The organism is Parabacteroides sp. AF17-28, from assembly GCF_003479205.1.
GTDB lineage: Bacteria > Bacteroidota > Bacteroidia > Bacteroidales > Tannerellaceae > Parabacteroides > Parabacteroides acidifaciens.
The window spans coordinates 31,517-49,831 of sequence record NZ_QUGV01000010.1; the positions used below are offsets into that span (position 1 = coordinate 31,517).

An 18,315-nucleotide genomic window follows, 5' to 3' on the forward strand; every position below is an offset into this window, starting at 1 on the left:
ATAGTTTGTTACCAATTTAAATATAAAAAAGAACATGAACAATTCACTTTACTACCTTCGGTTATTTCTGCTCGCGACGAGCGGAATGTTGCTTTTATGCACAATTTTTGCAATTAATCCTGAACTGGCCAACGGGACTTTCTCCGGAAGGATATGCTGGTTTCATTTTACCGCATTATTATTAGCCGGAAGTGTACTACTTATGGAGTTTACCACCCGAAAAAGCCGTTTTATATTCTCTTTACCGGATGCGCTGCTATTACTTCTGTTCGGTATTGTCTTAATCACTTACGACAAAGACAGGAACCTGCAACCGGAACGTTTCCTTTTTATAGCCCAGCTCATTACACTCTGGTTTATGCTCAGGAGTACGTTACTGGCACATCAGGAACTCCGTCCCTTTTTCATCACAATCATCATATTTACGGGGATCGTTCCGGCCATATGGGGAATCTGTAGTTTCGGGAACAACGAACCCTCCACACACCCTGTTTTCAGGCTACTCCAGATATCTTTAAAGGCGGAACCGTTTTTCGGTTATATCGCAGTCATCTTCCCTATCTGCCTAAGCACTGTACTCCGGTTTAAAGACTGTGATAAGTTCGCCTGGTGGGAATCCCGCACATTTCTGTTCTACTTTTCCGCCTTTGGGGCAATCTTTATCACAATAGCCTTATTATCCAACACGAATCACCCGGCATGGATAGTCGCTATTCTTTCGGGCATCTGGGTTTGCTGGATGAGAATGATCGGGTGGAGACAGACAAAAGAGACCATACAACTGCACAACAAACTTTTTGCCATCTTTTCTATCGTTCTGTTCGTAATCATCACAGCAATCATACTGGCCGGCAACATCCAAAAGTCCCAGGCAGGCGATCGCCGGCTTCTGATCTGGAACATCACGACCAAAGCAATTATGGAGCATCCGATGAGCGGAACAGGAATAGGAGGCTTCCCGACAACATTCGCCCAGGCCCAGGCAAATTACTTCGACACGGGAATCGCTTCCCCTATAGAAAAACAAACGGCAATCTGTCCCCGGTATGCTTATAACGAATACCTGCAAATCGGTGTTGAGCTGGGAATAACGGGGTTGCTCCTGTTTGCCCTTTGGCTGGCTTTCTCCCTGTATTACGGCATCAAGCACCGGCAAATAGGAGCATCCGGCGGCGTATTGGCACTCGGAATATTTGCGTTATTTTCCTATCCGCTCCAACTGCCTGCATACTGGGTCTTACTCATGTTCCTGGCAGTAATCTGCGCAACCAACCCGAAACAGAACGAACAACGCGAACAACGAAACACCCCTTATATCGGAGCTCTTGCTGCCATCATTGCCTGCGTCCTTTTTTATGGGCAGAAAGATTGCTACTATACCTATAAAGAATGGAAAACGCTTAAAGAGCTATATCAAAACAAAGCGTACGAGCAAGCGGCCGACCAATACGCCAACCTATACCAGCAGCTGTATCACCAAGCCGACTTTTTGTATGAAGGAGCGGAATGCTTCAGCCAGACAGGGCGCCATGACATTGCCATCATCTGGTTAAAAAGAGCCTTGCAGCTAAGTGCAGAACCACATCTATATTACGCGATCGCCCAAAACAAAGAAGCGATCCAACAATATGAAGCTGCCGAACAATACTTACTGGATGTCAACCGGATCCTGCCCGAACAGGGATATACCTATTTCCTGCTGGCAAAACTATACGCAGAACCGTCTTTCTGCCATCCGGATAAATTCCGGATAGCAGCCAAAAGGGTTCTAACCATCCAGCCAAGTGCGCAAAACAATATCACAAAAGAGATGAAAGAGGAAATCATCCAAATCCTGAAACACGAAAATACCCCTATCGAGTAACCGGAACGAACCGTACTTTCAGCGTCTCCTTCTGGCCGGCTTTCAGGTCGGCATCGAAAATGATGCGGACAGAACCGGGATTCGGAGCGTCGTAGCTGTGTGACGGGACATTATCGATCACCGAGAAAGAAGCGGAAGAAGGACTGTCAAGAATCAAATGCAGCTTTTTCCCTTCTTTCGTCAGTTCCATCGTATGGGCATCGATCTGTTTCGGAGTGGCGGATGTCACCATCGTCCACCGGACAGAGGCCGGCTTACCGGCAGCCTGTACACGGTCCGTCACCTGCAAATATTGCTCCTTGATTAGGGCCACCTCGCGGGTTGCCTTTTTCAGATCATCCCCGAACAGGGAAGTCATATCCAGGCTGGCTCCTAACTTGGCATCCTTCGTGTAGGTCGCCAGGATAGGGACCGTCCCTTTCACCTGATGCTTCTCACCGTTTACCGTCAGCGTGTTGTGGACAAAGTTGTTATAGCGGAACACATCCCAACGCTGTCCATCCTGATCACCATTCCAGAGGCGCACATTTTCCTTTTCAAGCGAATAGTATTCCTGCATCCCCAAATCCTGCGCCCAGCGTACGCCCAAAGCCTCGAACACGAAAGAACCGGCGTCCATATGGGCATGGTTGGCAGAAGCCGTACCGCCCTTGATCCCGACATAAAAACCTTCTCCCTCATTCCATCCGGTACGGATCAGGGCAACAGGCACCTTCCCGTGTCCGACCCATATTTTCGATGCCGGCGGCGTCACCTCTTCCATGTTGAAATGCGATCCGTAGATCAGGATGATAGGCAGGAAACGTTCTTCCTCGGCCGTGAAATGAGTATCTCCACGCGTCAGAAATATCTTTTCGTTCCACAGCAAAGAAGGGTCGTTCAGCTTGGAAGCATACCAGAACATCGCCGGAAAAGACTGAGTCGTCTCACGCGCATCGCTGAAATTGAAAGCGAGCCCCGTCGTACCCGCCATATACTGCATAAAACGGGCGGAAGGCATAAAACCTTCGGTCGCACACAATCCGCCGTCCGAACCGAGCGCCGACTCCAACGCGGCAATCAGCATGGCATTGAAGCTCGTCCCATATCCCCAATAATTATATCCTTCCGGATAATTACCGTCGGGAGCATACACCTTCATTGACAGAGGAACAGACGACATGGCCCGTTCGATAATCCCCGTCGTCACCTTTGTGTCCGACTCCAAAAGAGCAAGGGCGCCATAGACCAATCCGGTATTGCAAACCTGGTTCCAGTTGTTCTCGGCTTTCAGGAACCAGTTATATTGTTCGTCGTTCGACGGGGCGAAACCTTTCTGCAGGATCGCTTCCCGCGCCAGTTTCTTCGTCTCGGGCGACAACCGGTCATACAGCCAGTCGTAACCGATTGCAACGGCCATCGTCATCTCGCCTACATCCAAAAAGTGCGACGGGTTCCAGTCGTCGAACGAGCAAACGGAAACGATCTCCTGTTCGGCACGCAGCCGGTATTTGTCTTCGCCTGTCATCCTGTACACAAACGAAAGATCGAAAATACGTTTCAAGGCTTCCCGGGAGACGGCCAGCAGGCGGAGGCCTTCCTTCTTATAGGTAAGTGTCGGTTTGATCATCAACCGGTCGGCTTCCCCGACAATCTGGTTATAGACACGCTGCATTTCGGGATTCCCCTCCAAGCTTTTCCGTATATCCTGCTCCTCGCCTTGTTTCATCAACAGGCGGGGATGACTCTCCACGCGGCTGTAATCGAACGTTTGAGCAACGGAATGCATGCCCAGGCACAAAAGCAGGCAGGTTGCAATAAGAAATAATGTTTTGTTCATGGTCTTAAATGTTATTATAGGAAACAAAAATAAAAATAAAAACGAATCACCTCGGGCTCCCGTCCCGTATTTTTCCGCTCCTGTCCCATATTTTTTCAGACAAGGGCGGTTTTTTTTCGGACGGGAGCGAAAAAAAGAGGGTAAAAGCAACGCATCACCGAGGAAGCTATTTTATGTTTAACAGGAGCCTGGCGGTCAATAACCAAAAAGAACCAATCATTATCTTGCACGTTTGAAATATAAGACTTATCTTTGCCGAAATTTTGAAGACAGAGGTTCATGGCACAGAAAGCACATAAGGACAATCCAGCGTACTTTTCCGGTTATATGTCGGACAATGAAGCTCATTTCTTCATTTCTAAGGATTATCGTTTGGTAATATAAGATGCGTTAGTTATTTTTACTAACGCATTTTTTTTGTGCCTCATAATCTGATAAGGCGGTATAACATTCTATAAAATCAATAAATTAAACAACCCAAATTACTATGTCGAAAAGTGGTATCAAAAAGGTGATTGTTCTGGGCTCGGGTGCCCTGAAAATCGGACAGGCCGGCGAGTTTGACTACTCCGGTTCACAAGCATTGAAAGCGCTGAAGGAAGAAGGAATCAGCACAGTATTGCTCAATCCGAACATTGCAACTATTCAAACATCGGAAGGGGTGGCCGATAAGGTGTATTTCCTGCCTATCACTCCTTACTTTGTTGAAGAAGTTATCAAAAAAGAACAACCGGACGGTATCCTGCTGGCTTTCGGCGGACAGACTGCCCTGAACTGCGGAACTGAACTGTACACCAGCGGAACGCTGGCCAAATACGGAGTAAAAGTATTAGGTACTTCCGTAGAAGCGATTATGTACACGGAAGACCGCGACCTGTTTGTAAAGAAACTCGACGAGATAGAAGTAAAGACTCCTATCAGCCAGGCTTGCGAAAACCTGGAAGACGTAGTAAAAGCGGCCTACAAGATCGGTTTCCCGGTTATGATCCGTTCGGCTTATGCCTTGGGTGGCATGGGTAGCGGTATCTGTAAAGACGAAGCGGAACTGCGCGTGCTTGCAGAAAGCGCCTTCGCCTACTCTCCGCAGGTATTGGTCGAAGAATCACTGAAGGGCTGGAAGGAAATCGAGTTCGAAGTGATCCGTGACAAGAACGACCATTGCTTCACGGTGGTAAGCATGGAAAACGTCGATCCGTTAGGTGTACATACCGGTGAAAGTATCGTGGTCGCTCCGACTTGCTCACTGACAGAGAAGGAACTGGACCTGCTGAAAGAACTTTCGACAAAGACGATCCGTCACTTGGGTATCGTCGGCGAATGTAACATCCAATATGCTTTCAACTCCGATACATTCGACTATCGTGTGATCGAGGTGAACGCCCGTCTGAGCCGTTCTTCGGCATTGGCATCCAAGGCAAGCGGTTATCCGTTGGCGTTCGTAGCTGCTAAGTTGGCATTGGGTTACAGCCTTGACGAAATCGGCGAAATGGGTACACCGAACTCTGCCTATAAAGCTCCGGAAGTCGATTATATGATCGTGAAGATCCCGCGTTGGGACTTGACGAAGTTCGTAGGTGTCAGCCGCCAGATCGGTTCGAGCATGAAATCGGTAGGTGAAATCATGTCGATCGGAAAGAGCTTCGAAGAGATCATGCAGAAGGGTCTGCGTATGATCGGACAGGGAATGCACGGTTTCGTGGGCAACAACGACATCACATTCGACAACCTGGACGATGCATTGGCCAACCCGACTGACCTGCGTATCTTCGCCGTTGCCAAAGCACTGGAAGAAGGTTACACGGTTGAACGCATCCACGAACTGTCCAAGATCACGATGTGGTTCCTGAACGGCTTGAAGAATATCGTAGACTATACGAAAGTATTGTCTTCCTATAATAAGATCGAAGACCTGCCTGAAGAGGTACTGAAAGAAGCGAAACGCTTGGGCTTCTCAGACTTCCAGATCGCCCGTTATGTGGAGCATCCGGAAGGCAACATGGAAAAAGAAAACATCCGCGTGCGCAACCTGCGTAAGAAGATGGGCATCCTGCCGAGCGTGAAACGTATCAACACGATCGCTTCCGAACATCCGGAACTGACCAACTACCTGTATATGACATACGACGGCAGCGAACACGACATCGCTTACTATCCGAACGACAAGAGCGTCGTTATCTTAGGTTCGGGTGCATACCGTATCGGTTCGTCCGTAGAGTTCGACTGGTGTTCGGTTAATGCAGCACAGACGGCCCGCAAGTTGGGTTACAAGTCTATCATGATCAACTATAACCCGGAAACGGTTTCAACGGACTACGACATGTGCGACCGCCTGTACTTCGACGAACTCTCGTTCGAACGCGTACTCGACGTGATGGACCTGGAACTTCCGAAAGGCGTAATCGTATCGGTTGGCGGCCAGATTCCGAACAACCTTGCCATGAAGCTGCACCGTCAGAACGTGCCTATCTTGGGAACTTCCCCGCTGTCGATCGACCGCGCTGAAAACCGTCACAAGTTCTCCGCAATGCTCGACACGTTAGGTATCGACCAGCCGCGTTGGGCCGAGCTGACGAGTATGGAAGAGATCGACGGGTTCATCGAAAAGGTGGGCTTCCCGATCCTGATCCGTCCGTCTTACGTATTGTCAGGCGCTGCCATGAACGTATGCCACAGCAAGGAACAGATGATTGAGTTCCTGGATCTGGCAGCCAAGGTATCGAAAGAATATCCGGTTGTCGTTTCCGAATTCCTGCAGGGAGCGAAAGAGATCGAATTCGACGCGGTAGCCATGAACGGCGAAGTGGTCGAATATGCAATCTCCGAACATATCGAGTTTGCCGGCGTTCACTCCGGTGACGCGACACTGGTATTCCCGGCTCAGAAGATTTATTTCGAGACAGCCCGCCGTATCAAGAAGGTCAGCAAGATGATCGCAAAAGAACTGAACATCAGCGGACCGTTCAACATCCAGTTCCTGGCAAAGAACAACGATGTGAAGGTTATCGAATGTAACCTGCGTGCATCCCGCAGCTTCCCGTTCGTATCGAAGGTGCTGAAACGCAACTTTATCGAAACGGCAACCCGTATCATGCTGGACGCTCCATATACCAAACCGGACAAGAGCGCATTCGACATCGACTGGATCGGCGTCAAGGCATCCCAGTTCTCATTCGCCCGTCTGCACAAGGCTGACCCTGTATTGGGCGTGGATATGAGCTCAACCGGTGAAGTAGGTTGTATCGGCGACGACTTCGACGAAGCATTGCTTTCCGCTATGATGGCTGTCGGCAACAAGATACCGCAAAAGAACGTACTCGTTTCTTCAGGGGCTGCCAAGAGCAAAGCCGAACTGCTGGAACCGTGCCATATGCTGGCCGCCAAAGGTTATCATATCTACGGAACAGACGGAACAGCTAAATTCCTGAACGAAAACGGCATCCCTGCAACAGCAGTCTGCTGGCCGGACGAACAGGGCGACCTGAACATCATGGATATGTTCAGCCAGCACGTGTTCGAACTGGTTGTAAATATCCCGAAAGACCACAGCAAGCGCGAGCTGACCAATGGCTATAAGATCCGTCGTGCAGCGATCGATCACAACATCCCGTTGATCACCAACGCCCGCCTGGCAAGCGCCTTCATCGGAGCTTTCTGCAATATGGGAGAAAAAGACATCCAGATTAAGAGCTGGCAGGAATACAAATAATAGAGAATTTAACTATATTTGCCGCTGAAAAGCGGATACAAAGGGCTGTATGCGATCGTGCTTACAGCCCTTTTAATTCTCTACCAAATATAAAACTCGTTTAGACTGCAATGTATAGACTACTGAACATCCTTATTGTTATGCTGTTCACGGCTCATGCCGTGTGCGCTTCAGTAGCTATTCCCTATGTTTTTGTCAAGAACTATACGGTCGACGATTATAAGGCAAGCTGCCAGAACTGGGGCTTTTCGCTGACGCCGGACGGTATGCTGTATGCTGCCAATAACTCCGGATTGCTTGCGTTCGACGGAAATACATGGAAACTGTATTCATTGCCCGGGCAGGAAGAGGTGACCGGCGTAACCTATTACAACGACACGATCTATACACGCAATGCGACCATGTTAGGCGGCTGGACACGCGACACGGACGGTATCCTTCATTATCATCCGCTAACCACCGTTCCGCCGGAAATCAGGTTCGACCCTCCGCCAGTCGAAATACCTTTTACGTTACCGAAAGAAATCGAGGACGCACATCCCAGTGCTTTTGCAACGAACGGAACATACTTCTTTATCGGCACCCTGACGCAAGGATTGTTTATCACCTCGCCCGACGGGACAATTCTCCAACATTTATCTTTGCAGAACCAGTTGCAGGACAATATCGTCCGTTTTATCTGCGTACAGGATTCCCGGCAAATCTGGGTAGCCTTAGATAACGGATTGACCCAAATCACCTTCGAGCCTCCAATCGCGTTGTTGGGTAAAAGAAGTTCGATAGGCAAACTGACCAACGCCGGTCTCGACGGGGAAGAGCTGTATATCCAAACCAATCTCGGCTACTTCAAACGTCCGCTGATAGCGGGAAATGTATTCACCCCGATCAGCGAAACAGAAGCACAGCCTTATCTCAAAACAGAAAAGGCGCCCATTCCCACGATCAAACAGCTATTCCGCGATACGGAAGCGTTGGGCATATTTGCACAGGCCGAACATATCTATCCGGCAGGCGACGATCTTTACTGGCTATCGATCGGCAACGAAGCCGCGCTGTTCCATGTGGCAGACGGCATCGGAACACTAAAATGCCGCCTTCTCTTCGACAACTACAACATGAACCTTGTCACACGAGGCAGGCGGATCATACCCTTGAATGATTCGCTGGTATTGGTTTCCGCCATGCAAGGGACTTTGCTCATTAACATCCGGGAACTGATCGGGAACAGTCTCAGCAGTGCGCCCCTGTCTGTTTCCCAACTGGAATATATCGATTCGTCCGGGAGCCATAATTTGCCGCTCTCTTCCCAAAAGATATCACTCCCGTATAACTTCCAGGAACTTAATGTCTGGATCGGGACTACCATATTCACTTCCAACCACCAGATCAGCTACAAGATCGAAGGCGTATCGTCCGATTGGTCGGCCTGGCAACACGATGGAAGAATCTCTTTCTTGCAGCTGCCGGAAGGGCATTACCAACTGAAAGTGCGTAAGTATGTCATCAAAGGTCCGTATCCGGAGCTATCCCTGTCGATAGAAGTCCGCCCTCCCTGGTACAATACGGTATGGGCATGGCTGCTCTATATTGCTTTGGTCTGGGCTATCGTGCAGACTGCGCTCCGTTATAACCTGAAGAACCTGCACAAGGAAGAACAGGAAAAAGTCGAAGCCGAACGCCAGGCCGAGCAGCAAAGGATGCAGGAAATGAAAAACCGGATGCTCGAGTCCGAACTTCAGAACAAAAACTATGAACTGACATTGCAGACAACAGCCCTTGTCAAACGCAACCAGGCTGTCCAAACCCTGCTGGAAGAACTCGAAAAGCAAAAGGAGGCATTAGGCGAACGCTATCCGAACAAACTCTACAGCCGGATGAAAACCTTAATGGAAGAAACGCTGAACGACCAGGCGGACTGGGTCCTGTTTGAAAGCTATTTCAACAGCGCACACCAAAACTTCATGGACCGCCTGCGCCAACAATATGCAGACATCACGGCCGGCGACCTCCGTATCTGTTGCCTGCTTCGCATGAATCTTTCCACAAAGGAGATCGCCTCCCTTATGAATGTGTCCATACGGGCGATTGAACTGCGGCGTTATCGCCTCAGAAAGCGTTTAGGATTGGAAGGAGACACGAATCTCGTTGATTTTCTAATGAATTTCTAAAAATATAATCTCAGAAAAGCCTTTCCCGTATTTAATTATATATTAAATAATTAAGTACAATAAGAAAGGTGATGAGAAAGCATTGTAGTACTATTTCATCCCTCTCAAAAAGCTTGCGCAAGCAGTGTAGTAGCCCTTTTTTGTACGCGCTTATATAATTATCTTTCCTTTGCATCCAAAATCTAATTTTTTAGACATGATGAAACACGAACTGGAAGATCAACTAAAGGCGTTTGAGAAAAAAGGTATCGACCGCCGGCATTTTTTCAAACTAATGGCAATGGCTGGATTACTGACCGCTGCAAGTACACAAAAAGCAAAAGCATTCTCAAGCAATGCGAAAGGTAAAATTGTTATTATCGGTGGCGGTGCTGCCGGTATCAGCATGGCTGCCCGTTTAAAGAGCTGGCTGGACAAGCCGGATATCACATTGATCGATCCCAGTGACCGTCAGTTTTATCAGCCGGGTTTCACCCTGATCGCATCAGGCGTTTACCAACCGAACGATGTCTGGAAAAAGCAGGAAGACTGTATGCCCAGCGATATCAAATGGATTAAAGACTCTGTTACCGCCGTCGATCCGGTATGGAACCAGGTAACAACTCAAAATAACGGAAAGATCGCCTACGACTTTCTGGTCCTGACCCCCGGAATCCAGACAAACTGGGAAAAGGTGGAAGGTATCACGCACGATACGTTAGGACAAGGCAACGCATATAGCATTTACGACTTCGAAGGTGCACAGAAAACATGGAAAGGTCTGCAGGAATTCTCCAAGACCGGCGGACGCGGCATTTTTACAGACACTTATACGAAACATAAATGCGGAGGCGCTCCGAAAAAGATTTGTCTGTTGACAGAACACTATAACCGCAAGCAAGGAACACGCGATAAAGTGGATTTGAACTATTATACAGCTTCCAAAGAGTTATATGATATTCCCTACTTCACCCCCCGCCTGCTGGAAATTTATAAGGAACGCAATGTCCCTATCAATCTGAACGTACGTGTAAAAGGAGTGGATACATCCGCTAAACAGGTCCATTTCGAGAAGATAGAGACGGTTGGCGACCAGAAGGTCTACACACCGTTTGTTGAAGACTACGATTTCCTGCATTTCACACCGCCAATGTCAGCCCCGGATTTCGTGAAAGAAGCCGGCTTGGGATGGACAGAAGGCAAATTAGCTGCCGACGGTTGGGTCATGGTGGACAAAGAGACGCTGGTACACAAGACATATCCGAATATCGTTTCCCTCGGAGACGTAGCCGGAATCCCGACCAGTAAGACATCCGCCGCAGTCCGCAAGCAAGTGCCTATTGCAGCCAAGAACCTGATCTCGCTGATGGAAGGCAAGGAACCCGTAGAAAAGTACGACGGCTACGCAGCTTGCCCGATCGTAACAGACTACGGACACGTCCTGCTCTGCGAGTTCAACTATAAGAAAGAACAGGAAAGTTCATTCCCGTTCTCCATGATGAATCCGTCAAAAGAACTTTGGGCAGCATGGCTGTTGAAAGTTTATTTCCTGAAACCCATGTATTTCTATGGAATGTTGAACGGATGGGCTTGACAACCAAAAACAACTCCCTATAATAAAATGCCAAACTGAAAGTCCCCCGGCTCGCTTGTAAGAGTCCGGGGGAATTTTATAATACCCTGTCTTGTTTTTTCATTAAAAATCAATAATTAATAGACAATCCCTTTAGTTTCAAAGTCACAAAGCCAATCATTGTTCCTTTTTTTTGCATACATTTGTCGAAATATTTAAATATATGTAGTATTTAAAAACGCTTTGGGCAAATACATCCGATAGCTATTACATAAGTAATTTTATTGTCAATAAAAATAGGGAATCATGGAACAAGATAAGGAGACCTCCTCTAATGAAGATAATGCATCCTTTGAGGAAGAGATATCCAAACTCATACAAGAGCAGCTCCTGTTCACGGAAAGCATATACAACAGACTGCCTATAAGCATTGAGGTTTATGATGCCAACGGTGTTTTACGCAGCATAAACGACCATGCGTTACATATGTATGGAGTCGAGGACCGGAACACGGTTGTTAACTTTGTCAATCTTTTCAAGAGTCCCTATGTCGATGACCAGCTAAGAGCTAAGATACAAAGCGGCAAAGAAATTGTCAGGCTCGAGTTCGAATATGATTTCGAACGGATAAAGAACAATGCATACTTTTCCACCAAGAACCAGGATACGATGATTTACGATGTCCGGATAATTCCCATCCTAAGTAAGAACGGGGCGGTTATCGGGCATATACTCTTATCCAACGATGTCACAGCTATAAAAGACGCGGAATTTCATACGGAAGAGACTAAAAAAGACTTAGAGCTGGCCATGAATACGGCCAATATGTCTTCCTGGGTATATGATGTGCACAAAAAGGTATTCGAGCCATTATACGGCGATACGGTAATAAAAGGCACAACACCAATCGAAGAACTTTTATTGATACTACATCCCCAGGATCATCAACTGTTAATGCAAAGCCTTACGCTGCTAATCAATAAGAAAATCGAACAGCAGCAGATAACGGTGCGCTTTTACAACGCACAGGAACAGCAATACCGCTATTACGAGAGCATGATGCGATTGTCCACCGAACATTGGGGAAAACTGCAGGTTGTCGGCACACAGTTAGATGTAACAGAGAAGGTACGAATGGCGAAAAAGACACAAGACCTGATTGCCAAGCGTGAGCTGACCATGAAAGTCAGTAATATCGTCCATTGGGACTTCGATGTAAAAACCCAAAAATTCGAATCTTACAATGATCCCATAAACGATTATACTTCCAACAGACTATTAACCCTGTCGGAATATCTGGATGTCATACATCCGGAAGACCGTACCTCTTTTAGTGACGCAATAGCGCCTATGTTGGAAGGGAAAGACCTGACAGTCTATTTCACATGCCGTATGCAGACCAAATACGACAAGTCATGGCAATACTGCGACTTTACCGCAGTTCCTTTCGAGAAAGACGAGAATGGCAATATCACACATTTCACCGGCTTCCGGCAAAACATCCCGCAACTTCAGAAATTGAACAGGGAACAGCAAGAAATGATCAAAGAGCTGAAAGAAAAGGCGGAACTTTCCGACCGGCTTAAGTCTGCTTTCCTTGCCAACATGAGCCATGAGATACGCACTCCGCTGAATGCGATCGTCGGTTTTTCCGAGCTGATGACATCATGCAACGATCCGGAAGAAAAAAACATGTACATAAACATCATAAAGTCCAACAACGAGTTATTGTTGAGATTGATCAATGATATCCTTGACCTTTCCAAAATAGAAGCAGGAATACTCGAACGTAAAATCGAAAGGTTCAACCTGGCAACCGTTTCAGACGAACTATATGCCTGTGTTCTGCCGAAGATAACAAATCCGGGTGTTAAGCTCTGCCAGGATAAAGCCGAGGCAAATTGCTGGGTTACATTAGACAGGAACCGCCTCATCCAAGTATGGATGAACTTCCTCACCAATGCGATAAAATACACGAAGTCCGGACATATCAAGATGGGATATTCCGTTGAAGGGAATGGTGTCCGGATATATGTTGAAGACACTGGCATCGGCATTCCGCAGGAATCGCACGACAAAGTGTTTGCCCGGTTTGAGAAGATCAATGAATTTGTGCAGGGGACAGGGCTCGGATTGGCTATTTCCAAAGCAATTGTCGAAACGGCGGGAGGTTCAATCAGTTTCAGTTCGACTCCCGGTACCGGCTCTACATTCTGGGCATGGGTGCCTTGTGAAACAAATATACAGGAAGAATAAACAAAAGCGATTATTCTTCCTGCATCTTATGATAATACCGGGGCGTATAGTCCGGCAACAGCTCCGGATGAAACACCCAAATCAAGTCTTTCAGCAAATAATCGGGATGTAGGGGAAACTCTTCGTAATAAGGCACTACACCGGTATTGCAAGCATAAATCCGACGGTTCTTAAACGCATCAAAATTCTCATAGGGCGTATATTCGGACCGCAAGTCCCCATAGGTCATATCTTTGGACTGGTTATATTTAATCAACCATAGATCGGCATGGATCGCCCGGTCGAGCACCGTCTCGAAAGCTAACGGCGTGCTTCCGGCTCCGGGAAGATCGGTAAATATATAATCGGCTCCGGCGTCCTTATACAAATTGGCAACATAGCTTTCCCCGGAAGGCATAAACCAGGAAGAGCCGAATTTCTTTTCGGAGATAACGCTTGGGCGAGGCATATCCGCCGTCACCAGTTCTTTCAGGTCGAGATAACTTTTCTCGGTAACCCGGAAGATAGAATCCGCCTTTGCCTCCTTACCGAACAACATTCCGTAGAAACGAATCCACTCGGTACGTCCCAACGGCAGTGATTCCATATAATCGGCGCCTTCGATAATGGGAATACCCAATTTCTCGACAGGACCATAACCGCTATTCTGGAAAGGGGAAACAAGGACAAGCTCCGCTCCTTTATCGATCATCAGCTCAACATTCGGCGCCGTCGCCTCTCCCATGTCGGCAATCCGTCCGGCTTTCAACCCTTCCTGGATAGAGGGCGTGTCCATATAGCGGGGTTCACAGACACCGATAATCCGCCCGGTTTCTCCCAATTGGTCGATAACTGCAGCATGTACGGATGTGTAGACCACTATATTCTGCACCGGTACCCGCACGACTGTACCTTTCGGAAGATTCCCGGGAACAGGTTTCTCCCGGTCTACCAGCAAGTAGCGCTGCAACAAGCGTGTACTGTCCCAAGGATCACGCACATCAACCGAGGTATAATCATTGAAATGATGAACGGTAAAGCCCTGGGCGTAGCGGATGGTGTCGGAGGAAAGGGATTCTTCCAGGTGAGGCTTTTTGGGTTGCGAACAAGCCACAACCCAAAAAGTCAATAAGAAGCAAACAAGATTCCTCATTGGAAAATATCTTATTTCTGTTCAGTTAAAAAGTAAGCTCCCATCGGGTTCAAGCCAGACAAAGCCAATTGATTGATCAACTTTCCTTCAGAAGAAAAGATAAACATATCTCCTGTACTGGTATAATCAGAAGTTCCAATATAAACATTACCGGTCACAGGATCAGAGCTCATACAATATGTATTGTCCAATTTTGTCCCGTCTGTGATAAAGCTTTTATCTTCCAGGTTGCCCTTTTTAATGTCATACACTTTAAAATCATAATCTGTCACCACCCAGTTCTCCTGTTTGGCACTATAAATATAGATTTTATCACCACATACGGTAGAAACAAGCTGACTATTCTTTTCAATCACCTTCGAGTCACCGGTTGCCACATTCAGACGCTGCAATTCATTACCGATATTTCCATAGTTACCCAAAGAAAGAACATATAAATTGCCTTCGTCATCCTTCTGTACAGTCTTCGGATTGATTGTAACAACAATAGAACCTGTTACTTCAAATGTATTTGCGTCCACTACAGATAAAGTAGAATCCTGCACCTCATTATATCCTCCTGAATTTGCGACATACAACTTTCCATTCAATTCGCAAACACCTTCCGGGTTAGGACCGACTTTCACTTTCTTCACGATCTCCATAGAAGTAGTATCGATACAAGCCAGATGCCCGTCGAACAATGTTACATAGACCTTTCCGCCGGCAGCAGTAAGCATACGGGGCTGCTGCGGCTGGTTAGACTCATCCTTCGGGCTGATTGTTTTTAAAGACTTGCCGGACAAATCTGTAACTTCAATTGTTGCAGAGGTGTTCACTGCGATATACATCTTAGAACCGTAAATAAGCATATCGTTAGCCGTATCGCCAAGGCCACGCCCATTCGCTGCAGCAAAGACTTTAGTCGTCAGTTCCTTTGTCTCCGGATTATAATAATCCAGAGTAGCATTATTACTATTCATCTTACCGGCATTCAAAAGATAAACGCCAGTCGTAGAAGTTTCAGCCGGGACATCCGGCTTCGGATCATCATCGTTATCACAAGAAACAAACGGCACTGCCATCAAAGAGCATAATGCAAATAATAAATACTTCTTTTTCATTCCACTTATATATTAATTATTTAGAAAGAACAAGAGACTGACACCCGGAATGAACGCCCGGGCATCGGATAATACTTTATAATCTCATAATTAAGATTTCCTACATTCAGCACTTCGCCTTGCAAACGAAGTCTGCAATTATGCAGTTGAAACTCCCGGTTTACAGAAACAGTCTGTTCCACATACCGGTCGATCCTATTCTCCTTTATATTCTGGGGCAAGGAATAGCGGTCGCCGGCACACGTCAGCAGATAAGAGACGTTTAACCATTTATTTTGTACAGACAAAGATGCCGTACCGGAATGTCTGGGTGTGTAGGGTATTTGATCCCGGTAATTCTTTGCCGTTTCTTTGGTTATGTCAATCGCTTTCTGCCAGGTATAATTGCCTTGCAGCAAGAAGCTGAATGATTCCGAACAGGTAATTTCGGCAGACACATTCGCGTCGATTCCACTGATCGCCACTTCTCCCATATTCATCATTTTCCAGATATAAAGAGTAGGAAGAGCGACAATCTTATCCCGTACCCGGTTATAATAACCATCGACCGACAAATTCAGATAAGAGAGGAAGGAAGAAGGCTGTTCGCCCCATGTCACCCCAAGATTGTATTGAGTCGCCCGCTCCGGCTTCAGGTTCGTGTTGCCTATCCTCAAATAATACATATCATTAAAAGTCGGCACCCTGAATATATCCTTGAAAGAAGCACGCACCCGTACATTCTGCTCCGGCAAAATCCGCCACGAAGCACTTATGCTCGGCGACAGTCGTTTCCGGTCGGACGGTTTATCTCCTTTTTCCACCTTCTCGGAAATGAACGTATTCAGCAAACTGGCGGTTGCCGTCAACCGGCTGTCTTTATATTGAGCCGCCAGTACCGACAAGGAGGTGTAGCGGGTTGGGAAAGGACAATCCGGCAGGTTGTTCTTTAATGTATTAACAGAAAAGTCTGTTGTCAGAGAAAACGACAGGTATTCGGCCGGTGTATATAAACCTCCGACAGAAAAATAATACTCCCGTTGCGTATGCCGGTCCTCCTGCTTTCCTGTCTCATAGTTGTTATTAAAGTCGATGTACTTATTCCAAGAGTAATTATACTTACCCTGCGCCTGTAAAGAAAAGCGGGTATCGAATTGTTTCTTATAATGTCCCTGTACGAAATAATTCTTGTCCCAAAGCCTTTCCTTTGCATAATCGTTATAGAGGATCACTGAACCGGGCAATCCCCGTTCCGAATCGAAATAATAACCTTTCACCGCAAGTTCGCTACCTTTGCCAAGATCGCCAAACAGATTCAATTCAGTGCGTAAAGTCCGGATATCGCTGTTCTTCCGCTTCCCCGATTCTTCTTGCTGCTCGTTCTGAATAACATAAGGGTAATTCCCGTCTGCGCGCAACCAATCGACCTGGCCCGTCGCCGCGAAGTGTTTACCCAACTTCTGCTCATAGCGCAAATAAGGATTCACCATACCAAACGAACCGGCCTTGACCTGTGCTTTCACATGGAACGGCCGGTCGGCAAACACCGGTCGAGCCGTCTTTATGTTCAACGCCCCCGCCGACGCATACATCCGCGCCGTCTGGAAGATATCGTCCGCCTGCCCGATCGACAGGGAGATCATATCGACGTTATCCAGTGTAAAGCGGCTGATATCCACCTGTCCGCTCTGTGCATCCGTAATCGTCACGCCGTCGTAGCTGACAGCCGTATGTTTGGCGCCGAGGCTGCGAACGGAGACTGTTTTCAAACCGCCTATCCCCCCATAGTCCTGCACGGTCACACCTGAAAAGCGCTTCACGGCTTCCGACAAATCCTGCACGCCGAGACGCTCGATGCCGGCTTTGTCCATCACCTGGAGCGGCGTGCTCTCGCGCGTGGTGGAAGGGCGCACCTTTCCCAATATTTCAACACCCGAAAGTTGGTGAAAAGTCGTCGTGTCCACTTGCGCATGCAAAACGGCAAACGGAAACAGACAAACACATAACAGCTCTAAAAAGCGTTTGGTAAATGAATTCTGCATATCTTAATCGGTTCATCGCACCCTTTACCCGAGGGCTCGAATATATTGAATAGTGGCAGGTTTTCTGGCTTGTTCTCCCCTTTTTACGGCTACCTTCCCGAATTTAATCAGTGGCAACAAGATTTGCCAGGGTTTTACAGAACTTACAGCTACGGGTACAGCTCCGGACTTACACCGGATTCCCTTTTACTAACCGCCTGCGGAAGCAAACGCGGTTACACCATTATCCGGGCGCAAAGGTAACAAAAACAAACCTAATTTTCAATTTTCAACTCTTAACTTTCAACTATTTCGGGGGGGGCTTATTGTATAAAACGCATTTTTTAGGCTCGAAAGGCATCCGAAACAAAACAAATGTTAATCCAATTTTCGAGCCTCAAAAAAGGACTTTTTCCGCTTTTTTGAGTGTTTCCAGCCCTTACGACCGTCCTCTTTGCCATTACGACCGTGCTAATGTGTAGTGCACTCGGCACCTCGCGAAGATTAGCACGGTCGTAATGGCGATTTGGACGGTCGTAATTGGAAAGAGGACCGTCATAAGGGCAAAAAAGTACCTGAATTTCCTTGGGATATTTGGAACGCCGTCCGTTTTATTTTCAAATATTCGATTCTCCGGGAGTTAAGCTTTATCACATTGTCGGCGTTTCCGTCTTTCGGTAATCAATTTGCACGCTTTTCGAAACGGACTGCGCAC

9 protein-coding genes and 1 riboswitch are annotated in these 18,315 nt (G+C 47.3%); of the genes, 5 read left to right on the forward strand and 4 right to left on the reverse strand.

The genetic code is table 11. The features are described from left to right. Positions 1–34: 34 nt before the first annotated feature. Positions 35–1,864: an O-antigen ligase family protein gene (locus tag DWW90_RS09090; protein WP_122344758.1), complete on the forward strand. Its 1,830-nt coding sequence runs from the start codon at positions 35–37 to the stop codon at positions 1,862–1,864. Here the strand turns inward: DWW90_RS09090 and DWW90_RS09095 are convergent. After that, positions 1,854–3,683 carry a heparinase II/III family protein gene (locus DWW90_RS09095; RefSeq protein ID WP_122344759.1) on the reverse strand — a complete coding sequence of 610 codons (1,830 nt, stop codon included), beginning with the start codon at positions 3,681–3,683 and terminating at the stop codon, positions 1,854–1,856. The genes DWW90_RS09090 and DWW90_RS09095 overlap by 11 nt on opposite strands. Before the next feature lie 487 nt (positions 3,684–4,170). On the opposite strand from DWW90_RS09095, the gene carB reads away from it, so the two are divergent. From carB to DWW90_RS09120, 4 genes are all read left to right on the forward strand, one after another. Next, the gene (gene carB, locus DWW90_RS09105; protein WP_122344761.1) at positions 4,171–7,389 is read left to right on the forward strand and encodes a carbamoyl-phosphate synthase (glutamine-hydrolyzing) large subunit; all 3,219 of its coding nucleotides are present in this window, start codon (positions 4,171–4,173) and stop codon (positions 7,387–7,389) included. Between the two features lie 110 nt (positions 7,390–7,499). After that, complete coding sequence (locus tag DWW90_RS09110) at positions 7,500–9,557, forward strand: triple tyrosine motif-containing protein (protein ID WP_122344762.1); 2,058 nt, start codon at positions 7,500–7,502, stop codon at positions 9,555–9,557. Positions 9,558–9,753: 196 nt separating this feature from the next. Further along, on the forward strand, positions 9,754–11,130 hold the full coding sequence (locus DWW90_RS09115; RefSeq protein ID WP_115499692.1) for an NAD(P)/FAD-dependent oxidoreductase: 1,377 nt from the start codon (positions 9,754–9,756) through the stop codon (positions 11,128–11,130). Positions 11,131–11,415: 285 nt separating this feature from the next. Next, positions 11,416–13,365: an ATP-binding protein gene (locus tag DWW90_RS09120; protein ID WP_122344763.1), complete on the forward strand. Its 1,950-nt coding sequence runs from the start codon at positions 11,416–11,418 to the stop codon at positions 13,363–13,365. A gap of 10 nt (positions 13,366–13,375) precedes the next feature. Here DWW90_RS09120 and DWW90_RS09125 read toward each other — a convergent pair whose 3' ends face one another. From DWW90_RS09125 to DWW90_RS09135, 3 genes are read right to left on the reverse strand one after another with little or no spacing between them, the layout of a single operon-like run. Beyond that, the gene (locus tag DWW90_RS09125; protein WP_122344764.1) at positions 13,376–14,497 is read right to left on the reverse strand and encodes an ABC transporter substrate-binding protein; all 1,122 of its coding nucleotides are present in this window, start codon (positions 14,495–14,497) and stop codon (positions 13,376–13,378) included. A gap of 11 nt (positions 14,498–14,508) precedes the next feature. Beyond that, positions 14,509–15,600 carry a YncE family protein gene (locus DWW90_RS09130; protein WP_147292113.1) on the reverse strand — a complete coding sequence of 364 codons (1,092 nt, stop codon included), beginning with the start codon at positions 15,598–15,600 and terminating at the stop codon, positions 14,509–14,511. A 20-nt stretch (positions 15,601–15,620) separates the two neighbouring features. Further along, complete coding sequence (locus DWW90_RS09135) at positions 15,621–17,621, reverse strand: TonB-dependent siderophore receptor (RefSeq protein ID WP_122344765.1); 2,001 nt, start codon at positions 17,619–17,621, stop codon at positions 15,621–15,623. Between the two features lie 36 nt (positions 17,622–17,657). After that, a riboswitch (cobalamin riboswitch) is annotated at positions 17,658–17,861 on the reverse strand. Positions 17,862–18,315 lie beyond the last annotated feature (454 nt).